Annotated in this window: 15 protein-coding genes; 4 read left to right on the forward strand and 11 right to left on the reverse strand. The window is 45.9% G+C overall.

Annotated features, from left to right (window positions below):
• Nucleotides 1–336 precede the first annotated feature (336 nt).
• A complete protein-coding gene (locus ACR0QT_RS00620) occupies nucleotides 337–1,200 on the reverse strand; it encodes a DMT family transporter (protein WP_432628976.1) in 864 nt (287 codons plus the stop codon).
• Nucleotides 1,201–1,612: 412 nt separating this feature from the next.
• Here ACR0QT_RS00620 and ACR0QT_RS00625 point away from each other — a divergent pair, with 412 nt between their 5' ends.
• Nucleotides 1,613–2,821: a glucose-1-phosphate adenylyltransferase gene (locus ACR0QT_RS00625; protein ID WP_177977900.1), complete on the forward strand. Its 1,209-nt coding sequence runs from the start codon at nucleotides 1,613–1,615 to the stop codon at nucleotides 2,819–2,821.
• Complete coding sequence (glgD, locus tag ACR0QT_RS00630; RefSeq protein WP_432628977.1) at nucleotides 2,815–3,957, forward strand: glucose-1-phosphate adenylyltransferase subunit GlgD; 1,143 nt, start codon at nucleotides 2,815–2,817, stop codon at nucleotides 3,955–3,957. Before ACR0QT_RS00625 ends, glgD begins: the two co-directional genes overlap by 7 nt.
• A gap of 343 nt (nucleotides 3,958–4,300) precedes the next feature.
• Here the strand turns inward: glgD and ACR0QT_RS00635 are convergent, their stop codons facing one another.
• Complete coding sequence (locus ACR0QT_RS00635) at nucleotides 4,301–6,436, reverse strand: glycogen debranching protein (RefSeq protein WP_432628978.1); 2,136 nt, start codon at nucleotides 6,434–6,436, stop codon at nucleotides 4,301–4,303.
• 350 nt (nucleotides 6,437–6,786) lie between these two features.
• Nucleotides 6,787–7,557 carry a M15 family metallopeptidase gene (locus ACR0QT_RS00640; protein WP_432628979.1) on the reverse strand — a complete coding sequence of 257 codons (771 nt, stop codon included), beginning with the start codon at nucleotides 7,555–7,557 and terminating at the stop codon, nucleotides 6,787–6,789.
• 93 nt (nucleotides 7,558–7,650) lie between these two features.
• Between ACR0QT_RS00640 and ACR0QT_RS00645 the strand changes: the two genes are divergently transcribed.
• Together ACR0QT_RS00645 and ACR0QT_RS00650 are read left to right on the forward strand one after the other, a co-directional pair.
• A complete protein-coding gene (locus ACR0QT_RS00645) occupies nucleotides 7,651–7,836 on the forward strand; it encodes a type II toxin-antitoxin system HicA family toxin (RefSeq protein ID WP_432628980.1) in 186 nt (61 codons plus the stop codon).
• Between the two features lie 45 nt (nucleotides 7,837–7,881).
• Nucleotides 7,882–8,280 carry a type II toxin-antitoxin system HicB family antitoxin gene (locus tag ACR0QT_RS00650; RefSeq protein ID WP_432628981.1) on the forward strand — a complete coding sequence of 133 codons (399 nt, stop codon included), beginning with the start codon at nucleotides 7,882–7,884 and terminating at the stop codon, nucleotides 8,278–8,280.
• A gap of 58 nt (nucleotides 8,281–8,338) precedes the next feature.
• Here the strand turns inward: ACR0QT_RS00650 and ACR0QT_RS00655 are convergent, their stop codons facing one another.
• The 8 genes from ACR0QT_RS00655 to ACR0QT_RS00690 all read right to left on the reverse strand — a co-directional run bounded on the left by ACR0QT_RS00655 (nucleotide 8,339) and on the right by ACR0QT_RS00690 (nucleotide 18,758).
• The gene (locus ACR0QT_RS00655) at nucleotides 8,339–8,758 is read right to left on the reverse strand and encodes a phage holin family protein (protein WP_432628982.1); all 420 of its coding nucleotides are present in this window, start codon (nucleotides 8,756–8,758) and stop codon (nucleotides 8,339–8,341) included.
• Between the two features lie 122 nt (nucleotides 8,759–8,880).
• Nucleotides 8,881–12,273, reverse strand: a complete 3,393-nt coding sequence (locus ACR0QT_RS00660) for a hypothetical protein (protein WP_432628983.1) — start codon at nucleotides 12,271–12,273, stop codon at nucleotides 8,881–8,883.
• An 11-nt stretch (nucleotides 12,274–12,284) separates the two neighbouring features.
• Nucleotides 12,285–14,123 (reverse strand): Ig-like domain-containing protein, encoded by a 1,839-nt coding sequence (locus tag ACR0QT_RS00665; protein WP_432628984.1) that lies wholly within the window; start codon nucleotides 14,121–14,123, stop codon nucleotides 12,285–12,287.
• Nucleotides 14,124–14,137: 14 nt separating this feature from the next.
• Nucleotides 14,138–14,350, reverse strand: a complete 213-nt coding sequence (locus ACR0QT_RS00670; RefSeq protein WP_432628985.1) for a hypothetical protein — start codon at nucleotides 14,348–14,350, stop codon at nucleotides 14,138–14,140.
• 51 nt (nucleotides 14,351–14,401) lie between these two features.
• Complete coding sequence (locus ACR0QT_RS00675; protein WP_432628986.1) at nucleotides 14,402–15,760, reverse strand: hypothetical protein; 1,359 nt, start codon at nucleotides 15,758–15,760, stop codon at nucleotides 14,402–14,404.
• A gap of 1 nt (nucleotide 15,761) precedes the next feature.
• Entirely contained in the window at nucleotides 15,762–16,196 is a 435-nt protein-coding gene (locus tag ACR0QT_RS00680) for a hypothetical protein (protein ID WP_432628987.1), read from the reverse strand.
• Nucleotides 16,153–18,378 (reverse strand): hypothetical protein, encoded by a 2,226-nt coding sequence (locus tag ACR0QT_RS00685; RefSeq protein WP_432628988.1) that lies wholly within the window; start codon nucleotides 18,376–18,378, stop codon nucleotides 16,153–16,155. The genes ACR0QT_RS00680 and ACR0QT_RS00685 overlap by 44 nt, the downstream gene beginning before the upstream one ends.
• The gene (locus ACR0QT_RS00690) at nucleotides 18,378–18,758 is read right to left on the reverse strand and encodes a hypothetical protein (RefSeq protein WP_432628989.1); all 381 of its coding nucleotides are present in this window, start codon (nucleotides 18,756–18,758) and stop codon (nucleotides 18,378–18,380) included. The genes ACR0QT_RS00685 and ACR0QT_RS00690 overlap by 1 nt, the downstream gene beginning before the upstream one ends.
• Nucleotides 18,759–18,763 lie beyond the last annotated feature (5 nt).

Consider the following 18,763-nt stretch of genomic DNA (forward strand, 5'->3'; position numbering starts at 1 on the left):
CCTCTCATCATCTTTGCACGTCCATATGGTCTGTCTGTTATCTATTTGTTATCTATCTATTGTCTCCTTTTTTGCTGTTCCCGCGTTCATTTTTTATTCATAAATCTGTTACAAACATTCCATACTTCCGCTAAACTTCTTTCACAATTTCTCGATATACTAAGATCATCAAATGAAGCTACCAACTATTTGATAAAATTTTTTTCATAATTGCCGGCAACGACGGGTTGCCGGCTCCTCCCTTTGAAATCTGAAGACGACCGCAGAATGGAACTCCTTTTCCTTTCTCGCAGTCGTCTTTTTTGTTGCCAAAGTGCCCGGCTTTTTATGCGCTTTTTATGCCTGTGCCTTTCTCTTATTGTATACAAAAATCCAGATTCCCATTGCGCAGATAATGACATATCCCGCCAGACTCATTGCATCCGGAATCTGTCCGAAGAACAGGAAGCCCCAGACTGTCGAAAAAATGATCTGAGAATAATCATAGACCGAGATCTCGCGCGCCGGCGCATAACAGTATGCCATCGTCACTCCAAACTGACCACCTGTCGCTGCAAGTCCTGCAAGGAGCAGACTTCCAAGTTGCCACCACTGCATCGGATGATAGCCCACAATCACAAACGGCAGAAGAATCAACACCGAGAAGGAGGAAAAGAAGAAAACGATAAACGGTCCCTTCTCTCCCCTCGTTCCGAGCAGACGCACAAACGCATACGCAATTCCCGCTCCCATTCCACCGAGAAGTCCGACAAAAGCCGGGAGTCTTGTGAGGTCAAACCCGGTCGGGCGCAGAATCAGAAGACTTCCGAGAAATGCGCCCGCAACCGCAAGTCCCTGAACAAGGCTGATTTTTTCTCGTAACAGAATAAAACTGAAAAGCAGGGTGAAAAACGGTGCCATCTTGTTGAGCATCGAGGCATCCGCCAGCACAAGATGATCGACCGCATAATAGTTACACAGAATTCCCATCGTTCCAAACAGGGAACGGATCACGAGCAGACCGAGATTTTTCTTGTCGCCCGAAAATCCCACCTTCTGTTTCTTCATGATCCCAATCGCAAAGAAGACTGCCACAAGGTTGCGGAACAGACTCTTCTGCATCGACGGCAGATCTCCCGCCAGACGAATAAACACACTCATCAGCGAAAAGCAGAACGCCGAAAACACGATGCAACAGATTCCTCTGTATTTTGAATTCATCTCTTTTACTCTCTCTTTTCCTAAATTTCATACAAGTCTGTGTATTTTAAGTTATGATAATACACAGGTAGGAATTTTTTAAATGAAAACTGAATGAAAAATTCCGTATGATCCCATTCAAGTCAATACTTGAAAAGACTTAAACTCTTTTCGCATTATACCACAAATTTTCTTTCCTGTATTTAACAAAACATCTGTCTTTTTTTTCGGTTTTATGGTACAATTTGTATATGAGTGATTCTCATTATGCGCGATCTTTTTATAAATTTTCCAAAAAATGGAAAATGCGCATACAGATGTATTCTCAGAGTCTTTTTCACAAGCACCCGCAGACAGGTTTCGTTGAGCGACACGGCTCATAGAAGATGTGCACGGCTGAGAATACATGAATATTTTGAGGGGGATAAATTTTATGGCCAAAGAAATGATTGCTATGCTTCTTGCTGGCGGCCAGGGTTCCCGGCTTTATGCCCTGACCCAGAAGCTGGCAAAACCAGCAGTTCCGTTTGGCGGAAAATATCGTATCATCGACTTTCCGCTTTCCAACTGCGTAAATTCCGGTATCGATACCGTAGGAATCCTGACCCAGTATCAGCCACTGGTTCTCAACGAGTATATCGGCAATGGACAGCCGTGGGACCTCGACCGTCTCTATGGTGGTGTTCATGTGCTCCCGCCTTATCAGAAGGCATCCGGCTCTGACTGGTACAAGGGAACTGCGAATGCGATTTACCAGAATATTTCGTTTATTGAGCGCTATAATCCCGAGTATGTGATTATTCTTTCCGGTGACCAGATCTGCAAACAGGATTACAGTGATTTCCTGCGTTTCCACAAGGAAAAGAACGCTGAATTCAGTGTTGCAGTCATGGAGGTTCCGTGGGAGGATGCTTCCCGTTTCGGTCTGATGGTTGCAGATGAGAACGACCGCATCACCGAATTCCAGGAGAAGCCGAAGAACCCGAAGTCCAACCTGGCATCGATGGGAATTTACATTTTCAACTGGGATATCCTGCGCAAATATCTGATCGAGGACGAGGCCGATCCGAATTCTGAGAATGATTTCGGTAACAATATCATCCCCAATCTCCTGCGTGACGGACGCAGAATGTACGCTTATCATTTTGACGGCTACTGGAAAGACGTCGGCACCATCCCGTCTCTCTGGGAAGCAAACATGGAAGTGCTCGATCCGGAGCACAGCGGTATCAACCTGTTCGATGAGAACTGGAAGATTTACAGCCGTAACAGCGGTATGACCGGTCACAAGATCGCAAAGAACGCTGTTGTCACAAACTCCATGATCACAGACGGTTGCCGGATTGAGGGCGGTGTCAAGCACTCCATCCTGTTCTCCGGTGTCAAAGTAGAACCGGGTGCTGTGGTTGAGGATTCTGTTGTCATGGGTGGTTCCACGATCCGTTCAGGTGCTGTGGTACGTCATGCCATCATCGCTGAGAATGTAGAGATCGGCGAGAATGCGGTAGTCGGCGATATGCCATCTGGCGATGAGAAGAATGTGGCAACCATCGGTTCCGGCGTGAAGATCGGCGCAAACGCAAAGATCGGTCCTAAGGCGATGATCAACAACGATGTAAAGGATGGTGAAGAACAATGGTAAATTCTAACTCTGATGCTCTGGGCATCATTTTTCCAAACTCATACGACGCTCTGGTTCCGGATCTCGTAGCAGAACGCCTGATGGCTTCCATTCCTTTCGCCAGCCGTTATCGTCTGGTTGACTTCATCCTGTCCAGCATGGCTAACTGCGGAATCGACAACATCTCCGTTGTTGTCCGCAAGAACTACCTGTCCCTGATGGATCATTTAGGTTCCGGTCGTGCTTACGATCTCGTTCGCAAGAACGGCGGTCTGAATATCGTTCCGCCTTACGCTGAGCGCGGTGTCTCCGTCTACAACGGTCGTGTACAGGCTCTTGCAAACATCTTAAGCCACTTAAAGCGCCAGAAAGAAAAGTATGTCATCCTGGCAGACACAAACCTGGTTGCAAACTTTGACTTCAAGGATTTCATCAACAAGCACGTTGAGAGTGGTGCTGATGTCACGATCGCTTACAAGGAAGAGCCGCTTCCGGCAGGTCTTCTCTCCGCTCCGATCACAGACGATGTTCTCTACTATACCTTCGCAATCGAGAACGGTCGTGTGAGAAACATCTACATGAACTCCAAGGAGCAGGGAATCCAGAACTTTGGCATGAACATCTACATTCTCAGCAGAGAGCTCCTGATTCAGCAGATTGAGGTTGCTTTTGCGCGCGGATACATCTACTTCGAGCGCGACATTCTCGCTCCTCAGGTCAACAAGCTGAATATTCAGGGATACCGCTACAACGGATACGTTGCCCGCATCACGGATATGAAGAGCTACTTTGAGGAGAACATGAAGATGCTCGACGACGTCAATGTCGATGCCCTCTTCTCCGCTAACCCGATCTACACGAAGATTCGTGACGATAACCCGACCCGCTACATCAACGGCGCAAATGCGAAGAACATCATGGCTGCCGATGGTTGCGTGATCGAGGGCGATGTCGAGGATTCCATCCTCTTCAGAGGCGTTCGAATCGCAAAGGGCGCTCGCGTTCGCAACTGTGTGCTGATGCAGGATACCGTTGTTGAGGCCGGTGCTGATCTGGATTACGTCATCACCGATAAGAACGTGACGATCTCCGCCGGAAAAGAGCTCAAGGGAAATAAAGACTTCCAGGTATTTATTCCGAAGAGACAGACCGTATAAAACCGGATAAGATCTGATACAATCTTGATAAGCTCTGATATGATCAAATAAGATCTGATATGATCTGATACGATTTGGTATGATCTGGTATGATCTGGTATGATCTGATCATTTGATTATTGGAATTTATATGTGATTTATCATCAAAAAACCGCTGTGTCCTCTCATACTTCTCATTTGTGTGAGGGTTCACAGCGGTTTTGTTGTTAGGTTGTTAGGTTTTTATGCTTTTATGTTTTTATAGTTTTTATCTTTTTATAGTTTTTTTGATTTTAAGTTCTACATTTTTATGATTCTATTTCTTATATTTCTGCGGTCTCAGACTTTTATGCAAAGTTTTTTTCTAGTAGGTTCTGACTGAGAAAACTGCCACGGAACGCGGGCGCATCGTGAATGTTCCCTCAATCCGAACTGCCTCCTGCTCGGAATAGCAATAGCGTCCCTGTCCATCCCCGTAGGTATTCACATACAGATACCAGAAACCTGCTCTGCGCGTATCCGGAAGTGTGATCGTTACATCCTCCCAATAGGTATTGACTGCAAGGTAGACCATATCATCTCTTCCCTTATCCTTATCGTATCCCGCAAAGCTCACGCACAGCGTTCTCGTGTCGTGGGAGATATTTCCCGGGCGTAAGGCATCTGCCTCATGAGAACGAATCGGTTCCATTCCACAGACCGCATCCGGAAGACGTTTGCGAATCACCGGATGATCGTGACGGAACTGGATCATGTAGCGGAAGAACTCAAACAGGTTCCGGTTCTTGTCAAGCAAAGACCAGTCAAGCCAGGAAATCTCGCTGTCCTGACAGTAGCCGTTGTTGTTTCCGTACTGGGTATTTCCAAACTCATCTCCTGCAAGAAACATCGGCGTACCGCGACTGCACATCAGAACCGCGCAGGCATTTCGGATCATTCTCATGCGAAGCTGGTTGACCTGCCAGTCGTCAGTGTCTCCCTCTGCTCCACAGTTCCAGCTCCGGTTGTCATTTGCTCCATCCGTGTTATCCCATCCGTTTGCCTCATTGTGCTTGCCGTTGTACGCATACAGATCATACAGCGTAAATCCATCGTGGCAGGTCAGGAAGTTGACACAGGAGTTGTATCCGGCATATTCGGCGTGATCATCTGAAGTCATTCCTCCATAGAGATCTCCGGAACCGGAAATTCTCCATGCGGCATCCCAGGCTTCCCAGTTATCTCCCTTCAAGAATCCGCGGATCGTGTCGCGGTAACGTCCGTTCCACTCTGCCCAGCGTCCACTTGCCGGGAATCTTCCGACCTGATACAGACCGCCGGCATCCCATGCCTCCGCGATCAGCTTAACATTTCCGAGAATCGGATCATAGGCAAGGCTTCGCAGAAGAGGCGGATTGTTCATCGGCGAACCATCCTCGTTTCGTCCAAGAATACTTGCAAGGTCGAAACGGAATCCATCAACGCGGTAGCGAACCGTCCAGTAGCGCAGACACTCAAGAATCAAATTCTGAACAATCGGATTGTTGCAGTTAAGCGTATTTCCACAACCACTGAAATTATAGTAATATCCGTCCGGAGTCAGCATGTAATAAATCTTGTTGTCAATTCCCTTGAAGCAGAAAGAAGGTCCCTTCTCATTTCCCTCTGCGGTATGGTTGAACACCACATCAAGGATGACTTCGATTCCGTTTGCATGCAGAAGACGAATCAGTTCTTTGAGTTCCTTGCCCTCTGTTCCATCCACATGGGTGGACGAATAGCTCGCATTCGGGGCAAAGAAGCAGACCGTATTGTATCCCCAGTACTCCAACAATGTCTTTCCATCGACCTCTCTCGAGTTGAGCATCTCATCAAACTCAAAAATCGGCATCAGCTCGACCGCATTGACTCCGAGGCTCTTGAGATATGGGATTTTTTCTCTCAGACCCTCAAACGTTCCCGGATGACGCACACCCGAAGAGTGATGGCGCGTAAAGCCACGCACATGAAGCTCATAGATGACCAGATCACTCATCTCCCGTTTTGACTGTGGCATATCTCCCCAGTCAAAGTTGTCACGCACCACGCAGGCATGATAATCCCGGCTCTTCTTCTCTCCCCAGCGCTCTTTTCCCACAACACAGCGTGCATACGGGTCAAGAAGCACATTTTTCTTGTCAAACAGAAGACCTGCTTTCGGATTGTTTGGTCCGTCAATCCGATACGCATACTCAAATTCCTCCGGCTGTAATCCAAATACAATCATCGAGTACACATCACCGATCTTGTACTCCTCCGGAAATGGAAGCACGGCAAATGGCTCTTCTTCCCCGCGATGGAACAGCAGAAGCTCACAACTTGTGCCGTTTCTTGTGTGGATCGTAAAGTTCACGCCACACTCGAGCACCATCGCTCCATTAATGTCAAACAGTCCCGGTCTTACGTGATAACCCGCAATTTTTCCCATTACCTCATTGCGGATCGGATAGTCCAGGATAATCTCTCGATTCTGAATCTTCATTTACCAGTCTCCCCTCACTTAGTCAAGTTAACGCGCAAAAAGCGTGTAACTGCATACCTCTATTTTATCATTTTATGAGAGTGCGGGCAAGTTTCTGCCGAAAGATCGAAAATGTGATTTTTATGGAATATTGACATTTTAGAAAAAATAGGGGATGTCGCTCAGACAAACATTTGCCTGAGTGACATCCCCTATTTATATACGGAAATGCTTTAATCCAAATCCGTTATCTTTAGAACTTGCCAGCCTTAGCTGCTTCCTCTACGGAAATGAAAAAAGCGCATAAAATAAGGATTTTTGTTTAAAATTGTCAAGCTATCAACAAGTAAAACGCTCACACCTGATCACACTTAGCTTGCCAGTCCCGGCATCCGGAGCGCCCCGTCCTGATCCGGCGTGAGTGTAACCGGCTCTGTTGCCATACGTCCAGTCTCATCCAGATAATACCACTTACCGCCTATTGTCTGCAAGCCCTTTATCATCGCGCCATCTGCACCCAGGTAGTACCAGCTACCGTTGTGCATATACCAGACATTACGGACCATAAGACCGGCACCATCGAACCAGTACCAGTTATCTCCGTCCTTGTACCAATTATCTACCACATACTTGCCAGATCCATCCATGTAGTAGAATCTCCAGCCTCCATCTTCCTGCTGCCAGCCGGTCTTGACGTTCTCCGGAACCCACGTTTTCTTGAACTCGTCCGGATCTCTGTACAGCTTTTTGATCCCACTCGTACTACTGCCCCAGTCCGGTAACTGAAAATGAGGCTTATCCACGATACTCTTCCAATTTCCGCCCCACTCCAGACCTAGAGCAACACCGATCGCACCGACGCGCTCGAAAAACTGTCCTGCTTCATTGTAGGCTCCCTGACCATCATTGCGGTAGAAATCGAAAGCAGTTCCCCACTGGTGATAGGAGCTGTAACTGCTTCCTGGTGCATTCGTGACAATCTTTCCCGGCTTCGTGCGTCCCTGCGCATACAGCGCATCCTGCTCTGCTACGGTTCGGAATGTCTCTCCGATCTTGATCTGCAAGCCCTGCGTTGCACATTTTTTTACGAGCTCCGCTGCCAGTTTCTGAAGGCGCGGGTGGCACAATGTAATATCTCGCATAGTTTTGTCTCCTTTTTTACGTGTCAATACGTGTTTTATACTTGACATACGTATCAATACGTGCTATAATATTATTGTAAGAAAGGAGGGCGCATGAAAACACAAGAGTTACTTAAGCTGGTTAACGGCTGTAATAAATGTCATCTTTTACGACATGGAAGTCGTCACGATGTCTGGTTTAGCGAAATTACTGGTAAGCAATTTGTGATTCCCAGACACAAAGCAGAAATTCCAGTCGGAACCTTAAACAACATACTGAAGGATGCGGGGCTTAAATAGCCCCGGGTTCTTTGACATAAACTATTAATAAAAGGAGGAATTTATATGGCAAAATATGCATATCCCGCCATCTTTACACTCGAAGAAGATGGCACATACTCTATTATCTTTCCAGATTTGGAAGGATGTTACACTTGTGGCGATAATCTGGAAGATGGCATTGAAATGGCTGAGGATGCGCTCGCACTAACTCTCTATGGTTACGAGACTGATGGACGTACAATTCCTGCTGCTTCAACTCTTAAAACTATTTCAACTCCTGAAAATTCATTCGTCAATTTTATTGCTTGTGATACGTTAACATATCGAAAAATGTATAATAACAAAGCAATTAAAAAGACCCTTACAATTCCTGAATGGCTGAACGAAGCTGCGACTTCGGCTGGATTTAACTTTTCTCAGGTTCTTCAGGAAGCGCTCCTTTCTAAACTTGATTTACGGTAAAGCGAAAACAACAAAAGTATAATAATAAACAGCTGATTACCTAAAAGCAGTTAGGTGATCAGCTGTCCTTTTTTATATTTTCTTCTTTGTCTCCACTTTTTTCTGTTAATACATCGATTGCTTTTTTTACAGAAACGGGCATTTTTATTCCCATAAGACCAGCATTCTCAATAATACTTAAAATTTCATTCGTGCAAAAGCTGATGATTACCGCATCTCTAATATATGTAGTTCCGATTAGTAAATCCATTCTGTATGCCATTAAAACAAGAAGGAGTGTCATGGCTTTTTTACATAAGCCTTTCCAACCAGCCCAAGATTCCAATGCTCCATTCTTACTCTTTCCGCTTTTGTGGAATACTCCTGCAACAATTATTCCAGATACATAATCAATTCCCATGAAAATCATAAGTGTGGCCAGTCCAGTGTCCCAGCCGCCAAATAAAGAGGCAATAAAGCCTCCGATCAGTCCTACCATGCTACAAAATTTTCCTTTCATTCATGTGCTTTCCTTTCTGATTGAATTGTGTTAAAATTAATTCAATCAGAATCTTTTTTAGCACCCGAAAGTCCTTTTGCGCTGGATCCGGGTGCTTTGCTTTATGCTCCAGAAATCTGGAATGTATAGATTTTCTGTATTCCGGACGGCAGTGTCGCCTCCAGCGTCGCTTCCCCTTCTGCTACACCAGTAACAGTAAGCAGGTTCTCCTCCAATGTTGCTGTAATGCCTTCGGAAGTAGAAAGTTCCAGCGTCGTGCCGCTGTTGGAATCTTCCGGAAGATAGCTCACATATCCGGATAATGCCTGTCCGACAGAAAGGCTCAGATCTTCCTTTTCCCACTCCACGGAGAAATCCAATGCATCCACAGATTCCGTAACGTCACTTTCTTCTGTCAGGATCGCGCAACGGAAAGCCTGCACCTTAGCTTTTAAATTTGGACACAACCCGGTATTCACAATCCGGACAGCGATGTTTCGGTATGGCTTAATTGTCTTGTTGTTGTAGATCCAGGTTTTAATGTGTCCGTTGGATCCGGTTCCGACCCACATCACATCTCCAATTCCATCTATTTTTATCCCGACAGCTTTCGGATACTTTTGTGCGTACTCAGGGGTTCCGTGCTCTCCCATGTCGATAAGTGCTTCCAAGTAGATATAACGGATAAGAGCATTTTTATATCGCTGGTTCGGAACGTAGCAACAGAGCGTACCTTTTGTACGTTTTTCGTTCGAGTAGATATTTGGAAACATATTCTCTAAGACAGAGGTACTGAGCGCTTCCTTATAGACCCGGCATTCATATACTTTTCCCTTGAGCTTATTGTTTTCCCCAAGAGTTGGAACAACCATATTTTCCCCGATGTGTAGCGTCCCGGAAAAGACAGTGGTTGCATCTGTGCCGGTTAAAGTGGCCAAGCGTTGCATGTTGTAATCGTATACGCTTATTGCGCCATCTTTGCGGATACAGATAATACCAATGTTATTATTATGGTATCCAAAATAAGAATTTACAAGGGTCGCGGAATTTGCAAATTTCCAGCTGTTTCGGAAGTTCACAAAACCGCCTGTCGGTATCGTCTCCGGATCATTTCCTGCCGCCAGGAACAGCCCAATATCAAAGCCAGGGCTTTTCTTTTTGTCCTCTGTATAGTTCATGGATGACAGAACCGGAATAAAATTGAAGTTCGCAAGCCCCTCATCATGGTAGCTGTCGAACTTGAATTCGCAGATTATTGTAAAATCTGAGTTGTCTGCAAAAAGCTGAAGGCCGGTATCGATACCAAATGTTCCGTCGAACACAACTGCTCGTTCGTCCGTACTGTAATGCGAATCTGTTGCAATGTTGTACACTGGCACGGCTTCTTCTGTACTCTCCGAAGTTCCCAGAACCTTTCCGTATAAAAACATCCCTACTTCTGCATCACTCAAGGATCTCTGGAAGACCTCGAATTCTTCCATTTTTCCGTACAGGGAGTACATGTCACTTTCGTTGTAATTTTCCTGAACGCCGATATAGAGATTTCCAGAAAAACCATCTAAAGAATCCCCTTCCTGTATTTCATATGTTGTCAGATTTTCAGACAAACTACTTGCATCTGTATCCTGTCTTGCAAGCCAGATCTCAATTTTTTCTCCGACTTTACGCATTAAAAGTTTGAGATCGCGAAGGGTATATTTCGTTTTAGTGTCCAGCGAAACCACGTTTTTGTTCGGCTTTACGACTGTGGCAACATTCGACCACTGTCCGCCAGTAAGCAACCTATTTTCGCCAGTTTCAGCATCGTAGACTGTACAAAGTGCCATGATTCCAGATTTAGAAGAAGGGATTTCTGTGGTCTCATTTCCGGTGAATTTCAAGAAAATTGTCCAGTCTCCGTCATCTTTCAGAAGTTGCACACCTGTATCAATATGCTTGTGGCTTGCAGGTCCCGGGAAGATATATCCATCCCCGGCAACATACTCTTTTTCTGCCTGGATGTTATATGCTGTATCATCTGGGATCTTGATTTTTTCTGGAATATCGTAGGAAGTCAGGACAGCATATCCATCCTCTCTCGTAACCTGATCGTTCTCGAATACAGCTTGCGATGGGTCGTAGATGGAAAAATGTGTCTCCGGAAAACGCCCTCTGGACTGGTTTGTGATCAGATTTGCCTTGGAGAAGTCGCACTTGTATGCACTCAGGATGTCATCCAGCACAACATCTCCTTCAAAAGTGCAGCCGTTAAAGTACGGATAGATGCCATCATTGTTCTCGAATCGGATTCCTGCCTTAAATTGGCAACCAAGGAAATGCGTGTCTAATCCCTGCGTTAATCCGACGCGCATTGTGTTGTTCGTAAAAATTAACGGTACATTGTACTCACCCTTGAATTGAATGTAACTGGCGCGGGATACATAAGAAATACCCATTGTGTTATTCTGGAAGACAATCGGATCATCGTCTTCGTTTGGGAAAGTACCGTCAACGTCTCTGTAATAGTTCCTGTAAATAAAATTCACGGAATTGATAATTCTCTTCTGGAGAGTGTAGTCCAAGTGGTATTTTTCTTCCATCTTCCGGCAGTTCTCATCGGTCTGGATCGCACCCTGTCCAGTAATACTGTTACCGATGCAAGGATTCCATACAGGTCCTTCAATACTGGATTCTACGCAGTCCTCAAATGTGTTGTTCTCACAAACAAAATGCCACTTATACGGGCAAGCTCTCGTTCCTGCTCCACCAAGAATAGCCGCACAACCAAGTCCTCGCTGGTTTTCCGGGAACTTATTAAGGAATTCCGGAGGCATGTATCCAAGACCGCAACCGATAAACTGGTTGTTAGACAGCTTGCCACGAACTTTCGGGAAAGCCTGCTGTACCGCATATACACAGATTCCACCGACACCGGTAAGATAGAACGTGTTGTCCGTAATTTCCGCATAACCACACTTTTTGTAGGTATTCCAGTGAATCGCTGCATTTCCCTTTGTCTGCGTAAAAAAGTTGTGCTTAATGTACAAGTTGTGGACGCTTCGTGGTACAATCGCCTGTCCGCTTACGCTGTGTGGCATGCTATGGTCGAGCAAGGTATTGTACCAAATATCATCAAAAATACAATGATCGATCCAGATGTTCTCGCACCAGATCTCATTTCCATTTGCGTCCTTGCGCTCACGCAGGCGAATTCCGCAAGTCCAGATGGTATCATTTCCGTTGCAATTAATGCCTTCCCATATGCAATTCTCGAAGCGGATATTCTTGCATCCTGCTACTTCCAGAGACTGACCTTTCCAGAAGATCACGTTCTTTACGGTCAGGTTTTCTACGCCTGTCATGGTGATCGACATATATTTGTATTTCTTATTTCCGCCATCCACAACTGCGTTGCTCTGGTTAAGCGCTTTCGTAAGTGCTTCGGTATCGTCCGTTACCCCGTCCCCGGCAGCGTTAATGTTGCCAGGAACTGAAGAACCGGAAATCTCTGCGCCAAAAATATTGTAGATTCCCATTTATGTCCTCCTTATTCGCTCAGCCATGTAGTAACGTCCTCGTCGCTCATGGCTTTTTTGTATACAAGGAATTTAGATAAGGTACCATCAAAATAACGTCCCTTCTCCCCATCAGAAGTCTGGTACGCGCCAAGGATAATCGTCTTATCCACAGCTGTATTGTAATTGGAGATCGTAAATGTCGTAGAACCTCCATCTACATTCCATCTTGTACCGGTTGTGCCTTCCAGTTTAAGCGCTAACTTACGTTTCTGCGCTTTCAGTTTTGCCATCGTACTAAGCTGGGATTTTCCTCCATACACATTCACTCCAAGGGAACCGTCCGCCCATGATGCAATGCTCAATCCGGGCCATGGACTACTTTCCTCCATGCAGTGTGCCAGACAGTATGTAGAAGATGTATCTACGTTTTCTCCATACTGGACTTCCATCAGAATCGTCCAGCTCGGCTTCTCCTCGATGCTCTCGAACATCTTCACACCCGTATCGATGTACTTTTCTGCGCTCGGGTCGAAAACAGTCTCCTCCGGCAGACTATACACCAGCGTTTCATCTTCGACCGTTGCTTCCGGAACTGTAAGAGCATACGTTGCCGTCTTTCCACCGACCGTTGCGGTAATATCCGTTGATCCTGCGGTAAGTGCCTTGACTAGACCGCCTTCCACGCTTGCCACTGTCGGCTTACTGCTCTTCCATGTCACTGTCTTGTCTGTTGCATTGCTTGGTGTGATCACAGGCACAAGCGTCAGGCTTTTTCCGATCTCCAGACTTCCGGAAGTCTCGGTGAAGCTCACGGACTGCACAGCTACGGTTGCCTCTGCAATCGTGATCTTGCAAGTCGCACTCTTCTCTCCGGCTATCGCCGTAATCTCCGCCGACCCCGCAGAGACCGCCTTGACTGTACCACCGGAAACCGTTGCCGATGCATTACTGCTTGTCCACTTTACAGTCTTGTCGGTTGCATCTGCCGGCAGTACGGTTGCTTTCAGCGTAAGGCTTCCGCCGACTGTAAGGGAAGCTGTCTGCTTATCCAGAGTAATGCTCTGCACAGCCACGGTCTGTGACTTCTTCGTCGCCGTTGCAGTGATCACAATATTTCCAGTAACTGCGCTGATCCGGATCGCTCCGCTGGATACCGTGTACGCAGTGGATGTAATGTCCACATCGCCCATCGTAATCTTTACAGTGCTGATCTCATAATTTTCCGCCGGTGTCAAAACCGCGCCATAGACTTTTCCTTCCTGCACTGATGTCGCTGAGCTGGAATTGATCACATTACTGAGCGTATTTGTTACTGTGTAATACACCTTTTCTGCCGGCTTCGCGTTCCAGATGTCCTTCAGCGCATTGTACGCACCTTCCATCTCGCTTGAAGTGTATGCCGCGCTCTTTAAGAGAGTCAGAAGCAGATCCTTCTCTTCTTTAGAAAGTCCAGACGTCTCCTCGTCATCATCCGATGGGTTTACAGTGCCTTTCTTGTAGACTGCTTCCGGAGCGCGGAGATAGAAGATCTGCGATCGAATGTCTCCATCCTGTGAGTAGATGCATAACTGCGCTGCCTGCTTTCCGGCACAGGCGCAGGCTTCCGGCAAGAGTGTCACGAGCACGGAGTTCCCGCCCTCTTTCTCCACTGTTCCATCGCAGACAACCGTTTTTTTGTCTGTTCTGCTTACACACAGCTGTACGGATGCACCCGGTGGAATTGCAAACTCCGCATCCCCGAAGGTTTTAAGGTAGAAGCGCACCGTTCTGGAGCTTGTGTCTCCCTGCTGTACCTCTACATAGCGCCCCTCGTATGGGGCGCCGTACATATTAAGCGTTATTTCCTGTGTAGTTCCTGAAAATGACATAGGTCTTCCTCCTATTACTCGTGCTTGCACTCCTTGTGTCCCGGACCACCTGCGACGTGATCCGGATGCAGTCCGTTGGTCGTGCCCGGAGTGGAATCGCCGGTGTATTCGTACTCCTTGCCCTTGCTCAGAACCTCATTCTTCGGTTCCGGAGTCGGAACACCGGTCGCCGGTCCGTATGCTACGTTTACTCCACTGTACTTTGCCTTACTTCTGTTCTTCTTCATAGTTGTTTCTTCCTTTCCTATTTTTATTTTCTCTTCCTTTTTCGGAAGTGATTAACTCAGCCATACTCGATCAACAATCATTTTTGCGTCAGCATCACTTGCAGCCGAACTCCAACCAAATAATATATAGCAATTTGCATTAATTTTTGAGACATCAAGGCTTATAGTTCGTGTTGTATTTTGGCTTCCAGTTACATATTCACTCACCGCAATATTATTTGAACTGGAAGATCCGCCGACGGGTTTGTTATATGTTGCCAGGATCCGGAGGTTACTGGATTTATTTACTTTAAGAGTTATGTTTAATTGGCTGTATGCCGATAAATTTACTGTCTGGTTTGACGCAAGCCACAGTGTATGTCCTTCTACTCGCATTTGCGCAGTGTCGTAATAAAGCGTACCAGCTACTTTTGTGTACCACGCTGCGCCTTCTGATTCACCATCTACATAATATGGAACCGTGAAAAATCCGCCACCAAGCCCCAGCGCACCCTTGTTGTAGAGGTCTCCGCTTCCCGCAACATAACCTTCCCATGTACCGGTAATTCCAGCGATCACAGCGCCCTTCTTGATCTTGTCAGCTGTGATTCCAAGTGCTGATCTGAGCGTGTCCTTGGATATTCGCGCCTCCGGCTCCCAATTTCCGCCACTCATTTTTCGATAATATCCCTCTGGCAGAGCGTTGATCGAATAGTAACCGTCACCCTGTCCAAAGCCTCCGTAGCCATAATTTTTCTGATTTGGAATTGCTCCCACGACAACTTTCTCCAGCACACCGCCAGAATCCGGTGAAATCGTCTGCTGTGCCGTCGACGGCGTAACCGTCTTCGTTGTCGCCGGTGCTCCCACATAGGTATCTCCATTCCAGTAACCTTTGTCTGGGCGCACCGCAAACAACCGCTCGGAACTTTCCGTCGGAGTACAAAACTGTCCGTAACTCCCCTTGTGGATCGGCACGTTTGGATAATTGCTGTTAATTCCACCCAGAGAATCCTTAGTGCTGTGATCCGGCATTGTACCGGTCAGCTCCACGCCACCACTGTTCGTGAAGGTCTTCCCCTTCAGGACGTCCGATGCCGTCGCGTTTCCGGAGCCGAGAACAATCTGCCCGATCTTCTCCGCCAGCGTCTCGAAACTGTCCGAAACCGTAGCCGCAACTTTCTTCGCCGTGATGGCTGCGGCTACAAGCGTCTTTCCATCACTCACAGTTTTTTTTAAGGTTGCCATGTCGTCCGTGAGACCATTAACTGCTTTGTTGGTTGCATTAATGTCGGCAGCACCGAAGCTGTCTCCAGAAACAGTATAGCTCGTCACATCGGAAATTGTAACTTTGTCACTGCCGGCACTCTCGATTTTAAATAATCGGTCTCCAGACCACGCAGCATCCTTGTAGTTTGTTTTTAATGCCACTTTAGAATCGACTCCTTCCTGTACCCAGCTTAAACGCAAGTTTATATCGCCCTGCGGCATACTGGTTTATTATGCAATCTCGCAAATCCAAACAACATTTTTCGATTCTGTTAAGCTCAGCAAAATCGATTGTTGCTGTATTTTCGTAATAAGTTTTTTTCTTTCCTGCCAGCTGTGGAATCGTATTTTTGCAAATAGTATACAAATTATCTTCCAGAATATTTATTTCATCCGCATATATATAATCACCTGCATTTTTGTCCGCCCCCATATCTTGTATCTTAAATTCCGGATAAAGCCTTGCTACATTTTCTAACAATTCCACAATATTGTTTTTAATGCGGTTGTAATCGGATGCATTAAAATAATCCCCTGTGTAGTTTCCAGACGAATCAGCGCCTCCGGCCCAGTCCGTTTTTGGTTGTGTCCACCCCATCGATCGCCCTCCTTGCTTTTACATCTCCGGATAGTTTTCCAGAGGAAAAAGATAGATTGTTTTCTTCCAGAAATACCTGCATCCGGTCTGTTTTGTGTCCCTGAAGAAAGATAATATCTCCTGCATCCGGACGGAAATCTCCGCGATACGGCACTTCATATTCGATGTTGTTATTAAGATAATTTCCAACCCACTCCGCCACAGTTGCCGCATGTTCCTGGTTGCTTATAAGGACATTACTCCATGTTTTTGTCTCTCCGGTAGTATTAAGTGGTAATTCGTAGCTGCTTTCATTCTGTAAGTATTCCTTGCCGGTTACAACAAGCTCCACACTTCCGGAAATGCCGGATAGATCCACACGGATCGCATAAGCAGAAGACTTTGTAATTTTTCCGTAATTAACAGAACAGCCATAGGCAGCGGAATTGAAATAGCAGTCCACCACCTGTCCGCCGACCACTGTATCTTTATACAGTTCCTTTGCTTCTTCTGTCGTCTCGGAGTATTTTGTCATGACCACTTTTAGGTTTTTATACAACGTTGTCCTCTCACCGGTGGGAGTGTCTGTCATTGTCTTGTAAGTAATTGCAAAATCTGTAACATCTCCAAAGCCAACATGCCGAACTACTACACCATTCCCTGCTTTCCCTTTCGGAAAACGAAACTTAATCCTGTCAAACATTGGAAAATCATGTTGTATCGTTGTTGTTTTCTGTATATCTGTATGGTTATATGTTTCTTGCAAAGCTCCATCCAGATACGTCAAGATCTGCATCTGTGTCGGTGGATTTCCTCCAAATTCTATGGTTAATCCATAATATTTAAAAGCCGCTTCCAGATCCACCCAGAACTCTGGAACAGTTGTAAAAGTGCCAGAAGCGTCCGCAATAACGCTGCTCATGTATCCTTCATTTAGGTAGTTACTTCCGCGCGGTAGAAAATACATGCTGCCATCTGCGCGAAAATAATCCGACCACAATACACCATAGCTATATTTTGGATCTGCCAGTACAATGCTCTTGGGATTCGACCATTTCATCATGTTCTTCCCGCTTACTGTCATTTTTTCTGGAGATACCACAGTGACGAAACCGGCTTTTAAATGAATTATTCCCGTCCTATCTACAAGAAGAATCGCTCTTCCGGCATTGGCGATAATCTGGAGACATTCCGCATGTGTTGCCACCGGAAGAGGATTGCATACCACCACATTTTTTAGATAACTGTCTATGCTATACTCTCGCTCATCCAGCCCGGCATCCTCGAACACCACCACAGCAAGATCGTATAAATTTGTTTCCTTATATGTCCCCCAGTAATAAGTATCATTCAAAGATGCAATCACATCTTTTGCAACAAAGCTCACTTCATCATCGGTCGCCTTCCAAGAATCGAGCAGCAATGTCGTCCCGGAAAAATGTTCAATTTCTCCATTGGGTAATGTGGCACCGTAGGTCACCTCTACCCTCTGACCAATTTCCAGAAAGTTAAGAGAAGAATCTTCGTTCTCTACATCAAATCGTCGATTTTCGTTATTAACTGTAAGATTTAAGTCTATCGTTGGAAGTTCTGCGGATATCCAGGACAAAAACTCTTTCTTACTGCTGGTCTTAATCTGCCGGTTCGTGAAGTTTATGCCAACACCCATGCTTATTTTCAGAATGCGAAGACGTCCTTGTCCATTCACCATCTTGATTGGCCGAATGGTTATATACGTCGCTTTCTCGAACACTTTATCCGTTGCAAAGTGTCCACTTGTATTTCCTGTTATGGAAACACTCCGATTGTTCGATATAATCATAAACTCTTCTGGATACGCATCTCCAAACTCGATCGTCAGGCCTTTTATATCGTACGGACCATCTTTAAAACTGGTTTTTATACTTCCAAGAAGATCAGCCGTAACAATGCCTTGATTGAAGTAAGGACCATTTCTCGGAAGAAAAAGCATCTTGCCATCCACTCTGAAAAAATTTTCTTCCAGCGTAGCATAGGTATATTCCCGATCATAGTTCTGATACGGTTTTTCCAGATTTGACATCGGAGAATATGTTGAACTGGACGAAGCATATGCCGTATTCTGCGCAATCTGGTTGATGACTCCGATTGTTACATACATATAAAACTGGTCTCTGCACTGTTGTGTCATCGCCTGTTTATATGCTTCACTCGCTTCCTGCATTATCCAATCACCCCGCAATCAACAATATTGACCTTGCATAATTTGTAGAGAATCGGTCTCTGATCCGCATCATTGATTCCGCCGGAAGCGGTGCGATCTCCCGGGTATATCTGAATACTCATCCAATCGTTGTGCACCTGATCCCAGATTGTAGCCGTAACCACAAAAGAAGAAAACGCCTGACACATCTGCGCCCATGTTTCTGCTGGAAGCCAAGACCACTGTAAATTATTAACCTTATGCTGATCTCGTCCAACTCTGTCTCCAATAAATTCTCCCTGTGCATTTCTTCCAGATGTTACATTCGTGTATGTAATCAGTTCCCATTCATTGTCAGGGGCAGGAAATTCCTGCCCGTTGATCGTAATAAACGCCGACATATCCT

Source organism: Brotaphodocola sp. (genome assembly GCF_050873365.1).
Taxonomy (GTDB): Bacteria; Bacillota; Clostridia; order Lachnospirales; family Lachnospiraceae; genus Brotaphodocola.

Coding starts and splice junctions, on each gene's coding strand:
- ACR0QT_RS00680 (WP_432628987.1), bottom strand. CDS start 16,196: ATGGGGTGGACACAACCAAAAACGGACTGGGCCGGAGGCGCTGATTCG.
- glgD (WP_432628977.1), top strand. CDS start 2,815: ATGGTAAATTCTAACTCTGATGCTCTGGGCATCATTTTTCCAAACTCA.
- ACR0QT_RS00645 (WP_432628980.1), top strand. CDS start 7,651: ATGAAAACACAAGAGTTACTTAAGCTGGTTAACGGCTGTAATAAATGT.
- ACR0QT_RS00685 (WP_432628988.1), bottom strand. CDS start 18,378: ATGCAGGAAGCGAGTGAAGCATATAAACAGGCGATGACACAACAGTGC.
- ACR0QT_RS00660 (WP_432628983.1), bottom strand. CDS start 12,273: ATGGGAATCTACAATATTTTTGGCGCAGAGATTTCCGGTTCTTCAGTT.
- ACR0QT_RS00670 (WP_432628985.1), bottom strand. CDS start 14,350: ATGAAGAAGAACAGAAGTAAGGCAAAGTACAGTGGAGTAAACGTAGCA.
- ACR0QT_RS00620 (WP_432628976.1), bottom strand. CDS start 1,200: ATGAATTCAAAATACAGAGGAATCTGTTGCATCGTGTTTTCGGCGTTC.
- ACR0QT_RS00690 (WP_432628989.1), bottom strand. CDS start 18,758: ATGTCGGCGTTTATTACGATCAACGGGCAGGAATTTCCTGCCCCTGAC.
- ACR0QT_RS00665 (WP_432628984.1), bottom strand. CDS start 14,123: ATGTCATTTTCAGGAACTACACAGGAAATAACGCTTAATATGTACGGC.
- ACR0QT_RS00625 (WP_177977900.1), top strand. CDS start 1,613: ATGGCCAAAGAAATGATTGCTATGCTTCTTGCTGGCGGCCAGGGTTCC.
- ACR0QT_RS00655 (WP_432628982.1), bottom strand. CDS start 8,758: ATGGTAGGACTGATCGGAGGCTTTATTGCCTCTTTATTTGGCGGCTGG.
- ACR0QT_RS00635 (WP_432628978.1), bottom strand. CDS start 6,436: ATGAAGATTCAGAATCGAGAGATTATCCTGGACTATCCGATCCGCAAT.
- ACR0QT_RS00650 (WP_432628981.1), top strand. CDS start 7,882: ATGGCAAAATATGCATATCCCGCCATCTTTACACTCGAAGAAGATGGC.
- ACR0QT_RS00640 (WP_432628979.1), bottom strand. CDS start 7,557: ATGCGAGATATTACATTGTGCCACCCGCGCCTTCAGAAACTGGCAGCG.